14 protein-coding genes and 1 pseudogene are annotated in these 16,946 nt (G+C 61.3%); 8 read left to right on the forward strand and 7 right to left on the reverse strand.

The genetic code is table 11. The features are described from left to right. Window positions 1-110: 110 nt before the first annotated feature. Window positions 111-1,481: a class II 3-deoxy-7-phosphoheptulonate synthase gene (locus AC5STB_RS17485; RefSeq protein ID WP_495444067.1), complete on the reverse strand. Its 1,371-nt coding sequence runs from the start codon at window positions 1,479-1,481 to the stop codon at window positions 111-113. A gap of 181 nt (window positions 1,482-1,662) precedes the next feature. Between AC5STB_RS17485 and AC5STB_RS17490 the strand changes: the two genes are divergently transcribed. Continuing rightward, window positions 1,663-2,667: a GlxA family transcriptional regulator gene (locus AC5STB_RS17490; protein ID WP_495444068.1), complete on the forward strand. Its 1,005-nt coding sequence runs from the start codon at window positions 1,663-1,665 to the stop codon at window positions 2,665-2,667. Between the two features lie 21 nt (window positions 2,668-2,688). Here AC5STB_RS17490 and AC5STB_RS17495 read toward each other — a convergent pair whose 3' ends face one another. Continuing rightward, window positions 2,689-3,792, reverse strand: coding sequence for a PQQ-dependent sugar dehydrogenase (locus AC5STB_RS17495; RefSeq protein WP_495444069.1), 1,104 nt, complete (start codon window positions 3,790-3,792; stop codon window positions 2,689-2,691). Window positions 3,793-3,979: 187 nt separating this feature from the next. Between AC5STB_RS17495 and AC5STB_RS17500 the strand changes: the two genes are divergently transcribed. The 6 genes from AC5STB_RS17500 to AC5STB_RS17525 all read left to right on the forward strand — a co-directional run bounded on the left by AC5STB_RS17500 (window position 3,980) and on the right by AC5STB_RS17525 (window position 9,665). Next, entirely contained in the window at window positions 3,980-5,173 is a 1,194-nt protein-coding gene (locus tag AC5STB_RS17500) for an ABC transporter substrate-binding protein (protein WP_495444070.1), read from the forward strand. A 98-nt stretch (window positions 5,174-5,271) separates the two neighbouring features. Beyond that, window positions 5,272-6,060 (forward strand): ABC transporter ATP-binding protein, encoded by a 789-nt coding sequence (locus AC5STB_RS17505; RefSeq protein ID WP_027237606.1) that lies wholly within the window; start codon window positions 5,272-5,274, stop codon window positions 6,058-6,060. Next, window positions 6,057-6,887, forward strand: coding sequence for an ABC transporter ATP-binding protein (locus tag AC5STB_RS17510; protein ID WP_495444071.1), 831 nt, complete (start codon window positions 6,057-6,059; stop codon window positions 6,885-6,887). Before AC5STB_RS17505 ends, AC5STB_RS17510 begins: the two co-directional genes overlap by 4 nt. A gap of 2 nt (window positions 6,888-6,889) precedes the next feature. Continuing rightward, window positions 6,890-7,900: a branched-chain amino acid ABC transporter permease gene (locus tag AC5STB_RS17515; protein ID WP_495444072.1), complete on the forward strand. Its 1,011-nt coding sequence runs from the start codon at window positions 6,890-6,892 to the stop codon at window positions 7,898-7,900. After that, the gene (locus AC5STB_RS17520; RefSeq protein ID WP_495444073.1) at window positions 7,897-9,219 is read left to right on the forward strand and encodes a branched-chain amino acid ABC transporter permease; all 1,323 of its coding nucleotides are present in this window, start codon (window positions 7,897-7,899) and stop codon (window positions 9,217-9,219) included. The genes AC5STB_RS17515 and AC5STB_RS17520 overlap by 4 nt, the downstream gene beginning before the upstream one ends. A gap of 182 nt (window positions 9,220-9,401) precedes the next feature. After that, window positions 9,402-9,665: a hypothetical protein gene (locus AC5STB_RS17525; RefSeq protein WP_495444074.1), complete on the forward strand. Its 264-nt coding sequence runs from the start codon at window positions 9,402-9,404 to the stop codon at window positions 9,663-9,665. Window positions 9,666-9,697: 32 nt separating this feature from the next. Here AC5STB_RS17525 and AC5STB_RS17530 read toward each other — a convergent pair whose 3' ends face one another. Beyond that, the gene (locus tag AC5STB_RS17530) at window positions 9,698-11,242 is read right to left on the reverse strand and encodes a helicase HerA-like domain-containing protein (RefSeq protein WP_495444075.1); all 1,545 of its coding nucleotides are present in this window, start codon (window positions 11,240-11,242) and stop codon (window positions 9,698-9,700) included. A 495-nt stretch (window positions 11,243-11,737) separates the two neighbouring features. Between AC5STB_RS17530 and AC5STB_RS17535 the strand changes: the two genes are divergently transcribed. Next, on the forward strand, window positions 11,738-12,379 hold the full coding sequence (locus AC5STB_RS17535; protein WP_495444076.1) for an invasion associated locus B family protein: 642 nt from the start codon (window positions 11,738-11,740) through the stop codon (window positions 12,377-12,379). 65 nt (window positions 12,380-12,444) lie between these two features. Here the strand turns inward: AC5STB_RS17535 and AC5STB_RS17540 are convergent, their stop codons facing one another. The 4 genes and pseudogenes from AC5STB_RS17540 to AC5STB_RS17555 form a co-directional block, all read right to left on the reverse strand. Next, complete coding sequence (locus AC5STB_RS17540) at window positions 12,445-13,653, reverse strand: beta-ketoacyl-[acyl-carrier-protein] synthase family protein (RefSeq protein ID WP_495444077.1); 1,209 nt, start codon at window positions 13,651-13,653, stop codon at window positions 12,445-12,447. Between the two features lie 6 nt (window positions 13,654-13,659). Beyond that, on the reverse strand, window positions 13,660-13,917 hold the full coding sequence (locus AC5STB_RS17545) for an acyl carrier protein (RefSeq protein WP_495444078.1): 258 nt from the start codon (window positions 13,915-13,917) through the stop codon (window positions 13,660-13,662). Between the two features lie 48 nt (window positions 13,918-13,965). Further along, the gene (locus AC5STB_RS17550) at window positions 13,966-15,039 is read right to left on the reverse strand and encodes a UDP-3-O-(3-hydroxymyristoyl)glucosamine N-acyltransferase (RefSeq protein WP_495444079.1); all 1,074 of its coding nucleotides are present in this window, start codon (window positions 15,037-15,039) and stop codon (window positions 13,966-13,968) included. Window positions 15,040-15,078: 39 nt separating this feature from the next. Beyond that, a pseudogene (locus AC5STB_RS17555) lies at window positions 15,079-16,708 on the reverse strand (L,D-transpeptidase family protein). Window positions 16,709-16,946: the final 238 nt, after the last annotated feature.

Below are 16,946 nucleotides of genomic sequence, written 5' to 3' on the forward strand. Positions count from 1 at the left end.
CATAGCACTTGAATTGACTGCGCCCCGCGGAAGAATCCCGGGGCGCTCTTTTTTAGCAACTCTTGCGGTGCTGAGGCCGCGGCACCAGGCGGTGCGCGGCCCGGCCGGGATCAGCCGGCCTGGCGCGCGGCCTGGCTTGCGCGCAGAGCGGACAGCTCCTCCGCCACCAGGAATGCCAGTTCCAGCGACTGGCTGGCATTCAGGCGCGGATCGCAGGCAGTGTGGTAACGGTCGCTCAGGTCTTCGTCGGTCACTGCGCGCACGCCGCCGGTGCATTCGGTCACGTCCTGGCCGGTCATCTCAAAATGCACGCCGCCCGGGATGGTGCCCTCTGCCTTGTGCACGCCGAAGAAGTCGCGCACCTCGCGCAGCACGCTGTCGAAGGGGCGGGTCTTGTAGCCGGTGGAGGATTTGATGGTGTTGCCGTGCATCGGGTCGCAAACCCAGGTGACCTTGGCACCCTCTTCCTTTACCGCCTTGACCAGCCGCGGCAGATGCTCCGCTGCCTTGCCGGCTCCGAAGCGGGCGATCAGGGTCAGCTTGCCCTCTTCGTTTTCCGGGTTCAGGCGGGACATCAGCACCTTGAGGTCATCAGCCGTCGTGGTCGGACCGCATTTCAGGCCGATCGGGTTCAGCACGCCGCTGCAGAATTCCACGTGGGCGCCGTCCGGCTGCCGGGTGCGGTCGCCGATCCAGATCATGTGGCCGGAACCGGCCAGCCATTTGCCGGAGGTGGAATCGAGACGGGTCAGCGCCTCTTCATATTCCAGCAGCAGGCCCTCATGGCTTGTGTAGAACTCAACGGTGGAGAATTCATGGGTGGTATCGGCGTTGATCCCAGCCGCTGCCATGAAGTCGATGGTGTCCTGAATGCGGGTTGCGATCTCGCTGTATTTCTGGACTTCCTGTTCGTCGGTGAAACCCAGAGTCCAGGAGTGCACCCGGCTCATATCGGCGAAACCGCCGGTGGAGAAGGCGCGCAGCAGGTTCAGCGTTGCGGCGGCCTGGGTGTAGGCCTGCAGCATTTTCTGCGGGTTCGGGATGCGGGATGCGGCGGTGAAGTCCAGCTCATTGATGATATCGCCGCGGTAGCTGGGCAGCTCCACGCCATCGATGGTTTCGGTCGGCGCGCTGCGCGGCTTGGCGAACTGGCCGGCCATGCGGCCCACCTTCACAACCGGCACCTTGGCGCCATAGGTCAGCACCATTGCCATCTGCAGCATCACCTTGAACGTATCGCGGATCGCATCGGCGCTGAACTGGTCAAAGCTTTCGGCACAGTCGCCGCCCTGCAGCAGGAACGCCTCACCGCGGCCGGCAGCCCCAAGGTGCTGTTTCAGACGGCGCGCTTCACCGGCAAACACCAGCGGCGGATACTTGGAAAGCTGAGCCTCGACAGCGTTCAGCGCAGCGGCATCGGTGTAGTCCGGCATCTGCACCCGGGGCTTGTTGCGCCAATCCGATTTTTGCCAGTCGCTCATGACTTTATCTCCGCATCAGAGGTCTTTAGAATATGTTGGGTGCTCTATACAAAATCCGCCCGGGAGAGACCAGTTTAGAATTGCGGCCACTTGACCCCGGGTCCAAGCTGTGAGCACGGTTTTGAGACCTGCCGCGGAGCGTGCTCCCGCGGCCCGACTTGTTTCTTGAAGGACGCCCGCCATGCAGACGCCACGCAAGCCTGCTGTCTCAGGAGTAGCCGCCGGCCAGCCGAAGAGGTTTGTCTTTGTACTCCTCGACAAATTCACCCTGCTTTGCTTTTCGGCCGCGATGGAGTCCCTCAGGATCGCAAACCGGATGGCCGGCAAGGAACTGTACGCCTGGACCGTGGTCGGAGAAGGCGGCGATACCGTAACCTGCTCCGCGGGCACGGTTTTCAAACTCGATTCGGATTTGGATGAACTGCAGCGCGACGACACCATCATGCTGTGCGGCGGCATCGACGTGCAGGACGCCTCGACCAAGAAGGTGCTGTCCTGGCTGCGGCGCGAGGCCCGCAAGGGGCTGATGGTCGGCGGTCTGTGCACCGCGTCCTATACGCTGGCCAAGGCTGGCCTGCTGGATGGCAAGCGGGCCACCATTCACTGGGAAAACGCCGACAGTTTCAGCGAGGAATTCGACGAGGTGGAACTGGCGAAATCGGTGTTTGTGATCGACGGCAACCGGCTGTCGACCGCCGGCGGCACCTCCTCTATCGACCTGATGCTCAAGCTGATTGCAAATGACCAGGGCGAGGATCTGGCCAATTCGGTGGCGGACCAGCTGATCTATTCCTCGATCCGGACCGACCAGGACACCCAGCGGCTGTCGATCCCGACCCGCATCGGGGTGCGCCATCCCAAGCTGTCGATGGTGATCCAGATGATGGAAGCCAATATCGAGGAGCCGATCAGCCCGTCGATCCTGGCGCAGGATGTGGGCATGTCGACCCGCCAGTTGGAACGCCTGTTCCGCCGCTACCTGAACCGCTCCCCAAAACGTTATTACATGGAGCTGCGGCTGCAGAAGGCGCGCAACCTGCTGATGCAGACGGATATGAGCGTGATCAACGTGGCGCTGGCCTGCGGCTTTGCCTCGCCGTCGCATTTCTCCAAATGCTACCGCGCCCATTACGACACCACCCCGTACCGCGAGCGCGGCAGCAAGGCAGCAGCGTTCAAGATCTAACTGCCGGGGTTTGCGGCTTGGTCAGCGGGAAACCCTGAAAACCGCCCCTTCGCCTTCGGAGGCGAACCAGATACTGCCGTCGGGCGCCTCTTGCACATCGCGGATGCGCCCGGTTTCGCTGCTGCGCAGCTGCTCCACCTCTTTCAGGGGGGAGCCGGTCAGCCGGGAAATATAGCCAAACTTGAGCGAGCCCACGAAAATATTGCCGCGCCATTGCGGCCACATCCGGCCGGAATAGATCATCATACCGGACGGTGCCATGGAGGGGTCCCAGTACCATTCGGGCTGTTCCATGCCAGCCATCGCGGTGCCTGCGCCGATTTTGGCGCCGGAGTAATGGCGCCCGTAGGAGATCACCGGCCAGCCGTAGTTGGCCCCTTTGCGGACCCGGTTCACCTCGTCGCCGCCCTTGGCGCCATGTTCCGCCACCCACAGGTTCCCCTGCAGATCCAATGCCATGCCCTGCGGGTTGCGGTGGCCGTAAGACCAGATCTCTGGCTGGGTGCCTGCGGTGCCGGCAAAGGGGTTGCTGGCGGGCACGCTGCCGTCCCTGTTGATCCGCACCACCGATCCCTGATGCAGCCGCAGGTCCTGGGCGCTTGGCCGGTCGCCGCGCTCCCCAAGCGACACGAACAGGGATCCGTCCTGCGCCTCAACCACCCGCGCACCGAAATGCCGCCCGCCTCTGGCTCCGGGCGCAGCCTCAAACAGCACACGCAGACCGGTCAGGGAAGCATAGTCCCGGCTGAGCCGCGCGGCGGCCAAGGCCGTGCCTGCACCGTTCCTCTGCCGTTTGGCGAAGGTCAGGAAAATCTCGCGGCTGGTTTGAAAGTTCCGCGGCACCATCACATCCAACAGCCCGCCCTGCCCGTTTGCCGCCACCGCAGGCGTGCCGCTGACCTGATTCTTTTTCCCGTCCCGCACGTAGAAAAGCGCGCCCTCACGCTCGGTCACCAGGAAACCGCCGTCCGGCAGAAGAGCAAAGGCCCAAGGCACATCGAACCCGGCGGCCATCCTGGTTACAGTCAGGCGGCCGAGGCTGCTTTGGATCGTATCTGCCTGAACTGTCGTGGAAAACGGCAACAGCAGCAGGGCTGCCGTCAAAGTGAGTAACCGATACAACATTTACGCTTCCCCTTTTGTTACTTTAAGCTTAAATTAAACTCAGCTCCGCAGCACATAAACTGATAATAGCGGAGAAAAACGGGACGGACTCTTTGCAATCGCACGCCTCAACAGGACTTTTCTTTTTCAGACGGCTTGCCTAGGGTCCGATGTGAACATTTTCTGTTCCAACAATGGGAGTTCTCAAATGAAGAAACTGCTGATGGCCACTGCGGCCGCTGCGCTGACGGCTGGCACCGCATATGCCGGCGGCCACGCCAAGGAAGTGAAACTGGGCGTGCTGTTCGGCTTCACCGGCCCGATTGAATCGCTGGCCCCGGCCATGGGCGACGGCGCCGAGCTGGCCATGGAAGAAGTCACCAAATCCGGTAAGCTGCTGGACAGCGCCACCGTGACCCCGGTCCGCGCCGACACCGGCTGTATCGACAACGGCCTGGCTGTTGCAAACGGCGAGAAGCTGGTTGCCGAAGGCGTGAACGGCATCATCGGCGGCGACTGCTCTGGCGTGACCGGCGCGATCCTGCAGAACGTGGCGATCCCGAACGGCATGGTGATGATTTCCCCGTCCGCGACCTCGCCGGGCCTGTCGTCCATGGAAGACAACGGGCTGTTCTTCCGCACCTCGCCGTCGGACGCACGCGAAGGCCAGGTGATGGCCGAGATTCTGAAAGAGCGCGGCATCAATGCAATCGCCCTGACCTACACCAACAACGACTATGGCAAGGGCCTGGCGGACGCGATCCAGTCCTCGTTCGAGGAAGTCGGCGGCGAAGTCACCATCGTGACCGCGCATGAGGACGGCAAGGGCGACTACTCTGCAGAAGTCGGCGCGCTGGCATCTGCTGGCGGCGATGTGCTGGTTGTGGCCGGCTATCTGGACCAGGGCGGCCTGGGCATCATTCAGGGTTCGCTGGATTCGGGTGCGTTTGACACCTTCGGCCTGCCCGGCGGCATGATCGGCGACAGCCTGCCTGCAAACGTTGGTGCGGACCTGGACGGCTCGTTCGGCCAGATCGCTGGTTCCGACAGTAAGGGCGCGGAAATCTTTGCGGAGATGGCGAAGGAACGCGGCTTTGACGGCACCTCCGCCTATGCGTCTGAATCCTATGACGCGGCGGCGCTGTTCCTGCTGGCGATGCAGGCAGCCAACTCCACCAACCCGGCGGATTATGTAGGCAAGATCCTGGACGTGGCGAACGCCCCGGGCGAGCCGATCAATCCGGGCGAACTGGGCAAGGCGCTGGAAATCCTCGCCGAAGGCGGTGACATCGACTATCAGGGTGCGACTGGCGTTGAGCTGATCGGCCCGGGTGAGAGCGCAGGCTCCTACCGCGAGATCGAGGTGAAGGACGGCAAGAACGAAACCCTTCGCTTCCGCTGATAAGCATCTGAAAAGCAACCAAGATAGGTCAGCCCGGGTTCCGCCCGGGCTGTTCTAAATTAAAAACGCCGCGAAAACGCGGCAGGGGATGAAATGACATGATCGTCGTCGAGGACTTGCACAAGCACTTCGGCGGGTTCCACGCGGTTGACGGCGCCTCGCTGGAAATCGCCAAGGGGTCCATAACCGGTTTGATCGGCCCGAACGGTGCCGGAAAGACCACACTTTTCAACGTTATCGCAGGCGTGCTTGAACCGACCTCAGGCCGGGTCACCATGGATGGTGAGGATATCACCGGCCTGCCGCCGCATGAGCTGTTCCACAAGGGACTGCTGCGCACCTTCCAGATCGCGCATGAGTTCTCCTCGATGACCTGCCGGGAAAACCTGATGATGGTGCCCGGCGCGCAGTCGGGCGAGACGCTGTGGAACACGTGGTTCGGCCGTAAGCGGATTGCGGACGAGGAGCGCGCGCTGCGGGCCAAGGCCGATGAGGTTCTGGAGTTTCTGACCATCAGCCATATCGCGGATCTGAAGGCGGGTCAGGTGTCCGGCGGCCAGAAAAAGCTGCTGGAGCTGGGCCGCACCATGATGGTGGACGCCAAGATCGTTTTCCTCGACGAGGTCGGCGCCGGTGTGAACCGAACCCTGCTTTACACCATTGCCGATGCCATCAAGCGCCTCAATGAGGAGCGCGGATACACCTTTGTCGTCATCGAGCACGACATGGAGTTCATCGGCCGCCTGTGCGACCCGGTGATCTGCATGGCCGAAGGCAAGAAGCTGGCCGAGGGCACCCTGGACGAGATCAAGGCAAACGAGCATGTGATCGAGGCCTATCTGGGTACCGGCCTGAAAAACAAAGACAAACTGGAGGCGGACGCATGAGCGACAACCCCTACCAGGACGATCACGGCAACAAGGATGCCTCGATCACCAACACGAAAGGCATCGGCACGATGCAGCCCGCCCACTTGAAAAGCGGACCCACGCATAAGGTCGAGGGCGGCCCGTTCCTGATCGGCGATACGATGACCGGCGGCTACGGCAAGGGGCCGGATATCCTGCACGACTGCACCATCGCCGTCGACAAGGGCGAGATTGCGGTGATCGTCGGCCCCAACGGCGCCGGCAAGTCCACCGCGATGAAGGCGGTGTTCGGGATGCTGAACGTGCGTTCCGGCGCGGTGCGCCTGGACGGCGAGGACATCACCCAGCTCACCCCGCAGGACCGGGTGGTCAAGGGCATGGGCTTTGTGCCGCAGACCAGCAACATCTTCACCTCGATGACGGTGGAGGAAAACCTGGAGATGGGCGCCTTTATCCGGACCGATGACTTCCGGGAGACGATGGAGCAGGTTTATGATCTGTTTCCGATCCTGCGCGACAAGCGCAACCAGCCGGCCGGTGAGCTGTCCGGCGGCCAGCGCCAGCAGGTCGCGGTGGGCCGTGCGTTGATGACCAAACCCAAGGTGCTGATGCTGGACGAACCCACGGCAGGCGTTTCCCCCATCGTGATGGATGAGCTGTTCGACCGGATCATCGAGGTTGCCCGCACCGGGCTGCCGATCCTGATGGTGGAGCAGAACGCCAAGCAAGCGCTTGAGATCGCGGACAAAGGCTATGTCCTGGTGCAGGGGCGCAATGCCTATACCGGCACCGGCAAGGAGCTGCTGGCCGATCCCGAAGTGCGCAAATCTTTCCTGGGGGGCTAAGCATGGATCTTCTCAACGCCCTCGTGGCGCTTACTAACTTTGTACTTGTCCCCGGCCTCGCCTATGGCAGCCAGCTGGCGCTTGGCGCGCTGGGGGTGACGCTGATCTACGGGATCCTGCGGTTCTCGAACTTTGCCCATGGCGATACCATGGCGTTCGGCGCGATGGTCACGATCCTGATCACCTGGGCCTTCCAGTCCATGGGGATCAGCGCAGGACCGCTGCCGACAGCACTGCTGGCCCTGCCCTTTGGCATCCTGGGCACCATCGGCCTGGCGCTGCTGACCGACAAGACCGTTTACCGGTTCTACCGCCAGCAGAAGGCAAAACCGGTGATTTTTGTCATGGTCTCGCTGGGTGTGATGTTCATGATGAACGGCATCGTGCGCTTCATCATTGGCCCCGGCGACCAGCGGTTTGCCGATGGCGAGCGTTTCATCATCAAGGCGCGCACCTTCAAGCAGATGACCGGTCTGAACGAAGGCCTGGCAATCAAGACCACCCAAGGCATCACCGTAGTCACCGCGATCATCGTGGTGGCGGTGCTGTTCTGGTTCCTGAACAAGACCCGCACCGGCAAATCCATGCGGGCCTATTCTGATAACGAGGATCTGGCGCTGCTCTCGGGCATCAACCCGGAGCGTGTGGTGATGTACACTTGGATGATCGTGGCGGCGCTGGCGACCATTGCAGGCGTGCTTTACGGCCTCGACAAGTCGTTCAAACCGTTCACCTATTTCCAGCTGCTGCTGCCGATCTTTGCCTCCGCCATTGTTGGCGGCCTCGGCAATCCGATTGGGGCCATTGCTGGCGGTTTCATCATCGCGTTTTCCGAGGTGACGATCACCTATGCCTGGAAAAAGGTCCTGACCTACGGCCTGCCGGACAGCCTGGCACCTGACGGGCTGGTTCAGCTCCTCAGCACCGACTACAAGTTCGCGGTTTCCTTTGCGATCCTGATTGTCGTCCTCCTGTTCAAGCCCACCGGCCTTTTCAAAGGGAAAGCGGTATGACCGACACTATGAAACATACCCTTCTTTTCGTCTTTGTCGGCGTGATGATCCTCGCAGAAGGCATGACCGACTTCCTGTTCTTTTCCGGCTCCTGGAACTCGGCGCTGGTGATCCTGAACATGGGGCTGATCTCAGCCATTATGGCCATCGGGGTGAACATCCAGTGGGGCTTTGCCGGGCTGTTCAACGTCGGCATCATGGGCTTTACCGCGCTTGGCGGTCTGGCTGTGGTGCTGACCTCGACTCCAGTGATCCCGGCGGCCTGGTCGTCGGGCGGCGTCAGCATCGTGATGGCCTTGGTCATGGGGGCACTGACGATCGTGGCCGCGGTGATGATCACCAAGAATATGCCCGCGGGCAAATTCAGAACACTGGTGCTGCTGGCTGTTCTGGTTGCCGGCTTCTTCGTCTACCGCGCGATCTTTGATCCGGCAGTTGGCAGTGTTGAAGCGATCAACCCGGCGCTGCAGGGTAATATCGGCGGCTTGGGCCTGCCGGTGCTGCTGGCCTGGCCCGCTGGCGGCCTGCTGGCGGCTGGTGCCGCCTGGCTGATCGGCAAGACCGCCCTGGGTCTGCGCTCGGATTATCTGGCGATTGCAACACTGGGTATTGCCGAGATCATCATCGCGGTCCTGAAGAACGAGGACTGGCTGTCGCGCGGTGTGAAGAACGTGGTCGGCCTGCCCCGCCCGCTGCCCTATGAAGTGGACCTGCAAAGCGATCCGTCCTTTGTGGAGCGTGCGGCAAGCTGGGGCATGGATCCGGTCACCGCCTCGACCGTCTACGTCAAGGCGGGCTATGCGCTGATGTTCACCGTAGTGCTGCTGGCGCTTTTGTGGATGGCGCAGATGGCGCTCAAAAGCCCCTGGGGCCGGATGATGCGCGCGATCCGCGACAACGAGACCGCGGCAGAGGCGATGGGCAAAGACGTGACCCGCCGCCATTTGCAGATCTTCGTGCTCGGCTCCGCGATCTGCGGCATTGCCGGCGCGATGATGACCACGCTGGACAGCCAGATGACGCCGGGCACCTACAACCCGCTGCGCTTCACCTTCCTGATCTGGGTGATGGTGATCGTCGGCGGCTCCGGCAACAACTTTGGCGCGGTGCTGGGCGGCATGCTGATCTGGTTCTTCTGGATCAAGGTGGAGCCGATGGGCATCCTGCTGATGGAGCTTGTCACCTCCGGCATGGCTGAGGGCAGCGCGCTGAAGGCGCATCTGATGGAAAGCGCCTCGCATATGCGGCTGTTCACCATGGGGCTCATCCTGCTTCTTGTGCTCAGGTTCAGCCCGCGCGGCCTGATCCCTGAAAAGTAAGACGGCAAGGGCCCTGAGCGGACAATTTCCGGTCAGGGCCCGGTCTCTCCTTGCGGCCGCTCAGCCCAACTGACCGCTGCAACTCTGCCACAGCAGTCAACGCCCAAGCTTTGCCTTAGAACCGTGAAAGCAGCGCCTTAATTTTTTGTTTCTTGGAGGCTGATACAACTCAGCTGAGTCCAATGAGGCAGAAAGCCATGCATACTGTTTTGAAATTCCTTGCCGTCTCTGGCGCACTTGCAGCATTGACGGGCTGCGTTTCCCCTGAGCGGTTTGAAACCACTCCAGTGCAGCTCCAGGCCAGCAAGGGCATCGTCACTTGCCAGCTCTACACCAAAGACCGGGTGCTGTGGGACCGTTCAATCGACCGGCCGACGTCCATGACTGTCCAGGAAGCAGATGAGATCTGCAAACGGGAAGGTTACAGGCAAATGAAAGAGGGCTGACTACAGCCCTCGACGCAGGTTCCCGCTTTTTGTCAGCGGCCTTTGAACAGGCTGCCAAGGATACCGCGGACAATCCGGCGGCCAGTGGTTCCCTTCAGCTCCTTGATCACTGCCTCAGACATGGCAGAGGTAAAGCTGTCCTTTTTCTTGTAGGAGCGTGAGGTGGACCGGCTGACCCGGGATCCTGAATAGCGGCGCGCGGCATTGAACTCGCGCGCCATCGGCTCCGGAGAGGCCTCGGCGGTTTCCTCCGCTGTTTCAGCTTCCTGTGCCGCGGACTGCGCCCGCTGGGCCAGGATTTCATAGGCAGAGCGCCGGTCCAGCGGGGCGTCGTATTTCCCCGCCATGTCAGAAGCCTTCAGAACCTTTTGGCGCTCATCCGCGCTGATCGGTCCCAGCTGTGTGCTGGGCGGGCGGATCAATGTCCGCTCAACCACCCCCGGCACCCCCTTTTTCTGCAGCATCGAGGTCACAGCCTCGCCAACCCCGACTTCGCGGATTGCGTCCTCAGTCGAAAACCGCGGGTTCTCCCGATAGGTTTCAGCTGCCAGGCGCAGATTTTTGCGATCCCTTGCCGTAAAGGCGCGCAGCGCGTGCTGGATACGGTTGCCAAGCTGGCCCAGTATGTCCTCAGGCACATCTGCCGGGTTCTGGGTGATGAAATAGATCCCGACCCCCTTGGAGCGGATCAGCCGGGCAACCTGCTCCACCTTGTCGATCAGCGCCTTGGGCGCATCCTCAAACAGCAGATGGGCTTCGTCGAAGAAGAACACCAGCCGCGGCTTGTCAGGATCCCCCACTTCCGGCAGTTCCTCGAACAGTTCGCTGAGCAGCCACAGCAGGAAGGTTGAATACAGCCCGGGCGCCGCCATCAGCTTGTCCGCAGCCAGGATATTCACCATCCCTTTGCCTGCCGTGTCGCAACGCATCAGATCACTAAGGGCCAAGGCGGGCTCCCCGAACAGACCTGCACCGCCCTGATTTTCCAGCACCAGCAGGCGGCGCTGGATCGCCCCGATCGATGCGGTGGAGACATTTCCGTACCGCAGCGAAAGCTGGCTGCGGTTTTCCCCGATCCAGACCAGCAGCGCCTGCAGGTCCTTCAGATCCAGAAGCGGAAGGCCCTCTTCGTCGGAGAGCCGGAAGGCGATGTTCAAGATCCCCTCCTGCGGCTCGCTCAGCTCCAGCAGCCGCGCCAGCAGCAACGGGCCCATCTCTGCAACTGTCGTTCGCACCGGGTGGCCCTGTTCACCGTATAAATCCCAGAAGGTGACGGGACAGGCATGGTAGGCGTAATCAGCAAAACCGATTGTTTCCGCGCGCGAGCAGAAGGCGTCATGCAGTTTGTGCTGCTCCGATCCGGCGTGTGCCAGCCCCGACAGATCCCCCTTCACATCGGCCATCACCACCGGCACGCCGGCGTTGGAGAAGCCCTCTGCCAGGATCTGCAGGGTTACGGTTTTGCCGGTACCGGTGGCGCCCGCAATCAGGCCGTGGCGGTTGGCGTATTTCAGGTCCAGCGCCTGCGGCTCCCCATAGGCTTCGCCGCCGCCGCCAAGAAATATACTGTCTGCCATGCCTGCCTCTGCGTGGTTTTCCCTGTAGACAACAATACTAAGTTAACTTTTTGATGCGACAGTAATCTTGCCCGCCCCTGCAAATGCGGTTGCCGTGGCGGACATTTCCTCCCTGTCAGACTGGGCCGTGCCTCGTGCACGGCCTTCTTTTTGAGCTGCAACTGCCTGTTTTTCGGGCAATGGCGGGCCGCGCCCACCGTATTCAGGTGCCGTTGCCGCGAAAACAAGGCCGGCCCGGTTTTTTTTGAACTTGCATGTTGACCGATGGCCAGCCCTTTCGTAACGTCCTACGCAATAACTAAGTCGGCCAGTCCGACGGGGAGAGACTAACACGGAAAAGGGGGCCATCGGGTTCCCTTTTTTGTATTTTTCCAACGGCTTCCACGGCTGAGCTGCCTTGCGCGGATTTCCCCGCCGATGCTTTGTTATGGACCTGACACTCCCTGGACAGCGTGTTACACGCGAAGGCAGCGTCTTTCAAAAAATGAGGCATTCATGTTGAAGTCCCTGACCCCGATCACGCTTGCCGCGGTGCTTGCCATGACCGCGCCGCTGGCGGCGCAGGAAACTGCCGCGGAAGAATCTGGCGTCACTGAAGAAACCGGCACGCAAGCAGAACAATCCGAAACCACCGCGGATCAGTTGCTGGATCTCGGCGAACCCGTCAGCAACGGCCCCCAATTGGGGGATCGCTATTCCAAGGAAAAGCACGGCGACTGGGATTTGGCCTGCATCCGGACCGAAGCTGAAACCGACCCGTGCTCGCTGCTGCAGGTGCTGGAAGGCCCGCAAGGCAAACCAATGGCCGAGGTGTCGCTGTTCCGGATTGAGCAGCAGGGCGGCCAGGCAGTTGCCGGCGCCACGGTGATTGTGCCGCTGGAAACCCTCCTGCCGGCTGCGCTGACCATCTCCATCGACGGGGCACCTGCCAAGCGTTACAACTATACCTTCTGCAGCCCGCTGGGCTGCGTGGCGCAAATCGGCCTGACCCAAAACGACATCGACGCCTTAAAAAAGGGCAAGGAAGCAGTGCTGTCGCTGCGTCCCGCACCGGCGCCGGATCAGGTCGTGCAGATGCAACTGTCGCTGAACGGCTTTACCGCAGGTTTCGACGTGGTTGACGTGGTCAAGCAGTAAGCCCCGCGGCAAAACAGACGGAACGCCGCGCCCCTGACGGGCCGCGGCGTTTTTTTGTGCTGTTTTTAGATGCTGCGCAGGACAAGCACCGCATTCAGCCCGCCAAAGGCAAAGGCGTTGGACAGCGCCACATCGACCCGGGCCTCGCGCGCCTCATTCGGCACCACGTTCAATGCGCATTCCGGATCGGGCTCCTGATACCCGATGGTCGGCGCAATCACCCCGTCGCGCAGCGCCATGATGCAGGCCAGAAGCTCCACCGCGCCGGTGCCACCGATCAGGTGGCCGTGCATGGATTTGGTGGAAGATATCATCAGCTTGTCGGCCTGCGGCCCGAATACATCGGCCACGGCGGCGCATTCCGTCTTGTCATTTGCAGCCGTGCCGGTGCCGTGGGCGTTGATGTACCCCACCTCTGAGGCATCGACGCGGGCGTCTTGCAGCGCCCCGGCAATGGCGCGCGCGGCCCCCTGTTTGCTGGGCATGACGATATCGGCCGCATCCGAAGACATGGCAAAGCCGATGACTTCGCAGAGAATTCCGGCGCCGCGGGCCTTGGCGTGCTCATATTCTTCGAACACGAAAATCCCGGCACCTTCCCCCTGCACCATGCCATTGCGGTTGGCACTGAACGGGCGGCAGGCGTCCTTTGACATCACCCGCAGCCCCTCCCAGGCCTTGACGCCGCCAAAACACAGCATGGATTCCGAACCGCCGGTGATCATCACCGGGCTCATGCCGGTCCGCACCATCTGAAAGGCCTGCGCCATGGCGTGGTTGGACGAGGCACAAGCGGTGGAAACAGTAAAGCTGGGCCCCTTGAGATTGAACTGCATCGACACATGGCCGGCTGCGGCGTTATTCATCAGCTTGGGCACCACGAACGGGTGCACCCTGTTCTTTCCGTCCTCGTAGACGCTGCGGTAGTTTTCATCCAGCGTCTGCATGCCGCCGCCGGAATTGCCAAGAACGACACCGGCCTTGGCAGAAAGCTCGCCGTGGAACTCAAGCCCGGCCTGCCCGATGGCTTCCTTGGCGGCGGTGAGCGTGAACTGGGTGAACCGGTCGTAAAGACTCATCTGCTGGCGGTTGAACCGGCCCTCAGCCTCAAAACCGCGGACCTGGCCGCCGATTTTGATCGCCAGCCGCTCCACATCGCGGAATTCCAGTTCGCCTATCCCGCAACGGCCCTCGCGCATCGCTTCCAGCGTTTCCGGAACGGTATGGCCCAGGGCATTGATGGTTCCTGCCCCGGTGATAACGACTCGTTTCATAGAGCTTTACGCTTTTTCCAGAACCAGCTTGTCAATTCCAGCGACGATTGCTGCGACATTGGAAATATCGAAATCGCTTTGCTCAGGCGCATTGGCGTTGAACGGGATGGAGATGTCGAACTCTTCCTCAATCGCAAAGATGCTTTCCACCAGCCCAAGGCTGTCGATGCCAAGATCTTCCAATGTGCTGCCGAGGGTCACATCCGACGGTTCCAGAACCGCCTGTTCGGCAATGATTGCAATGACCTTGTCCTGCGTGCTCATATAAAGATCCCCGATTTTCTGCCTGAGGCTGATGTAGGTATTAGACGGCTACTTGAAAACAGCCTTTTTTAACAATTCGATGTCACGCATCAAACGCGGCAGACGGCGCTGTGCCTTGTACATCTCGGTATGGGTTTCCATCTTGACGCCCGGGTAGCCCATGATCACGCGGCCCGCGGGCACGTTGGACAGGATCTTGGTGCCGCCGCCCGCAATCACCCCGTCGCCAATAAAGATATTGTCGACCACGCCGGTCTGGCCGCCCAGAACAACGTTGTTGCCGATGTCGACGGAGCCGGACACGCCGGTCTGGCCGCACAGCAGGCAGTCGTTACCGACGCGGGTGTTGTGGCCAACGTGCACGAGGTTGTCGAGCTTGGTGCCGCTGCCGATCACGGTATCGCGGATGGTGCCGTTGTCGACGGTGCAATTGGAGCCCAGTTCCACATCATCCCCGATGGTCACGGCCCCCAGAGAGTGGATCCGTACCCAGGACTGCGCCTTGGCCGCGCCCTGGTCGCCCAAGGTCTTGCGCGCATTTTCAGCACCGGAAACTTCAGGAGTGACATAGGAAAAGCCATCGCCGCCGACCCGCGCGCCCGGCTGGGCGCGGAAACGGTGGCCGATGGCGGCGCGGGCGCCGATCGAAACCATTTCACGCAGATGCGCATCCGCGCCGATCACCGCATCCGCGCCGACATAGCAATGCGGACCAATAACCGAACGGGCGCCGATTTTTGCGCCGGGCCCGACAATTGAGAGCGGCCCGACTGAAACGCCGTCACCCAGTTCGGCTGTGGGGTCAATGACAGCGGACGGATGGATGCCCTCGGCATATCCCTGGCCGCGATCCAACATTGCGGTCACACCCGACATGGTCATCCGCGGGCGCGGCGCAAAAATGGCGGCCTTCAGTCCGAAGGATTGCCAGTCCGCGCCGTCCCACAATATGGCTGCTTGCGCCTTGCCGGCCTTCAGGCCTTCGGCGTATTTCGGAGCCATCGCCATCGCGATCTGCTCCGCAGCCGCATCCTGAGGCTCTGCCGCGCCCGCGATTTGCAGGTCCAGGTCGCCCTGGGCCTCTGCGCCCAGGGACTCAGCGATCTGGCGGATTGTGAACATGGCAGGCCCTTTCAGAATAATCCTGTTTGGGCCCGACATTTATCCCTGAAAGCTGGGCAGCGCCACCCCTGCCCGTTCCAGAGCAGCCCAGACCTTGGCGTCACGCCCATAGACATCGCGGCGGTACTCTGCGCGGCCTTTGCCGGACACAACTGCAGTCCGGTAGATGATATGAACCGGCACCTTCTGCTCCAGCTCAACCTTGGTTTCGCGGCCGCTGTTCAGGATACGGTGAAAGAAATCCTTGGGATTCTCAGTCTGGCGCGCCAGCAGCGCATAGGCGAATTCAAAAGGCTGGGCGAGACGGATGCAGCCGTGGGAAAAGGCGCGCACCTCGCGGGCAAACAGGCTCTTTTGCGGCGTGTCGTGCAGATAGATGTTGTATTTGTTGGGGAACATGAACTTGACCAGCCCCAGCGCGTTTCGGCTGCTGGGCGGCTGCTTCATGGCGTAGGGGAAGTTGCGCGCGGTGTATTGCGAAAAATCTGCCGTGCTGCGGTTCACCACCCGGCCGCGGCGGTCCGTGATCTGGATATGGCCGACGGCATTCGGGTTGTTTCTGAGCTTCGGCAGATATTCCTTGGTGATGATCGAGCGCGGCACATACCAGCTCGGATTGATCACCATATGCTCCATCTCGTCAGAGAATTCCGGGCTGCGGCGGTCGTGCGTGTTCTTGCCGATCACCGAGCGGGTTTCAAAGGTCACATCGCCGTTGTCCACGATCTTGGCGGTGAAGTCAGTCTGATTGACAAGGACATGCCGCTCGCCACGGTCGGGGGTCAGCCAGCGCTCGCGCTCCATCGCAATAATGACGGACTTAAGCCGTGTGCTTACCGGTTTGTTGATTTCGTCAATGGTGCCGGGGCCTGCCACGCCATCGGTCTCCAGCCCGTGATCGGACTGGAAGCTTTGCACCGCCCTCTCCATCGCCGCGTCATAGCTGCCCGACGCGCTGCGCTGGAGATAGCCCATGGCCATCAAACGGTTGCGCAGGGCAACCACGGCGGTCCCCCGGTCGCCTCTTTCCAGCTTCTTGGCGTTCACCGCAGGCCCCCAGCCGCCCGCTGCAATCAACCCCTCCAGCCGCAGTTTTTCCCGCATCAGGCTGCGGTACTGCTGTGACGCGGGCACCAGGCTGCGCAGATAGGCATAGGGCTGGCCGTCCCGGATGCCGGCTGAGAAAGCTGCTGCCGTCCACGGTGTGTTTTTTGCGGACCATGCCGTCATCGATCCGCGACGGCACCAGAATCCCGGTTTGCAAATCGGTGGCGTAATCCACCAGCGCCTTGCTCAGCGCGGCTTCAGCGGTGCCGATGTCGCGGGTGGTGCTGATGTCGCGCATCTGCTGCATCAAGACGCTGACCTCTGCAGAGCGGTCCGGCAAGCCATGCGCCTTGGTTTCATTCAAAGCGGCCAGCAGCGCATTCCGGCGCTGGCGCGATGCCTCATCCTGACCGGTCCAAATCGCCTGATAGCCGTTTTCGCGGTAGAATTTTGCAACGGCGTCATAACCGTAGGCCGCCTCAGCAACAGCCTGGCGGAAAGCCGCCGAAACCTCAGCCTGTGCCGAACCGGAAACAGACCCGCCGATCATCCCGCCCAATGCCAAGGCAAACAGCCCGGCTTTGATACCTGGCAAGAAGTTTCCTGCAAAAGCACGCGTCATAATTTCCGGTCCTTGCGCCGTTTTTGTCAATTCTGGCAGTGCCTATCTGAAATTCTGGTAAATGCCAGCCGCTGTTGTCCATTCACAATCGCGAAAACTTAACTTTGATGCACCGAAGCCGCGTCTATGAAACCCGGTTGCAACAGTCGCGGGGAAAAGTTCCCTGCCCCTCCCCATATGCGCAAGAAATTGCCGAAAATCGGGCTATGCGTTACAGCGCGGCAAAGAAATGTTGGAT

The sequence above is a fragment of the Leisingera sp. CC-HEC093 genome, assembly GCF_059429195.1.

Bases quoted from the DNA above. Each gene is read 5' to 3' on its own strand.
- AC5STB_RS17485 (WP_495444067.1), bottom strand. From the start codon at position 1,481: ATGAGCGACTGGCAAAAATCGGATTGGCGCAACAAGCCCCGGGTGCAG.
- AC5STB_RS17490 (WP_495444068.1), top strand. From the start codon at position 1,663: ATGCAGACGCCACGCAAGCCTGCTGTCTCAGGAGTAGCCGCCGGCCAG.
- AC5STB_RS17495 (WP_495444069.1), bottom strand. From the start codon at position 3,792: ATGTTGTATCGGTTACTCACTTTGACGGCAGCCCTGCTGCTGTTGCCG.
- AC5STB_RS17500 (WP_495444070.1), top strand. From the start codon at position 3,980: ATGAAGAAACTGCTGATGGCCACTGCGGCCGCTGCGCTGACGGCTGGC.
- AC5STB_RS17505 (WP_027237606.1), top strand. From the start codon at position 5,272: ATGATCGTCGTCGAGGACTTGCACAAGCACTTCGGCGGGTTCCACGCG.
- AC5STB_RS17510 (WP_495444071.1), top strand. From the start codon at position 6,057: ATGAGCGACAACCCCTACCAGGACGATCACGGCAACAAGGATGCCTCG.
- AC5STB_RS17515 (WP_495444072.1), top strand. From the start codon at position 6,890: ATGGATCTTCTCAACGCCCTCGTGGCGCTTACTAACTTTGTACTTGTC.
- AC5STB_RS17520 (WP_495444073.1), top strand. From the start codon at position 7,897: ATGACCGACACTATGAAACATACCCTTCTTTTCGTCTTTGTCGGCGTG.
- AC5STB_RS17525 (WP_495444074.1), top strand. From the start codon at position 9,402: ATGAGGCAGAAAGCCATGCATACTGTTTTGAAATTCCTTGCCGTCTCT.
- AC5STB_RS17530 (WP_495444075.1), bottom strand. From the start codon at position 11,242: ATGGCAGACAGTATATTTCTTGGCGGCGGCGGCGAAGCCTATGGGGAG.
- AC5STB_RS17535 (WP_495444076.1), top strand. From the start codon at position 11,738: ATGTTGAAGTCCCTGACCCCGATCACGCTTGCCGCGGTGCTTGCCATG.
- AC5STB_RS17540 (WP_495444077.1), bottom strand. From the start codon at position 13,653: ATGAAACGAGTCGTTATCACCGGGGCAGGAACCATCAATGCCCTGGGC.
- AC5STB_RS17545 (WP_495444078.1), bottom strand. From the start codon at position 13,917: ATGAGCACGCAGGACAAGGTCATTGCAATCATTGCCGAACAGGCGGTT.
- AC5STB_RS17550 (WP_495444079.1), bottom strand. From the start codon at position 15,039: ATGTTCACAATCCGCCAGATCGCTGAGTCCCTGGGCGCAGAGGCCCAG.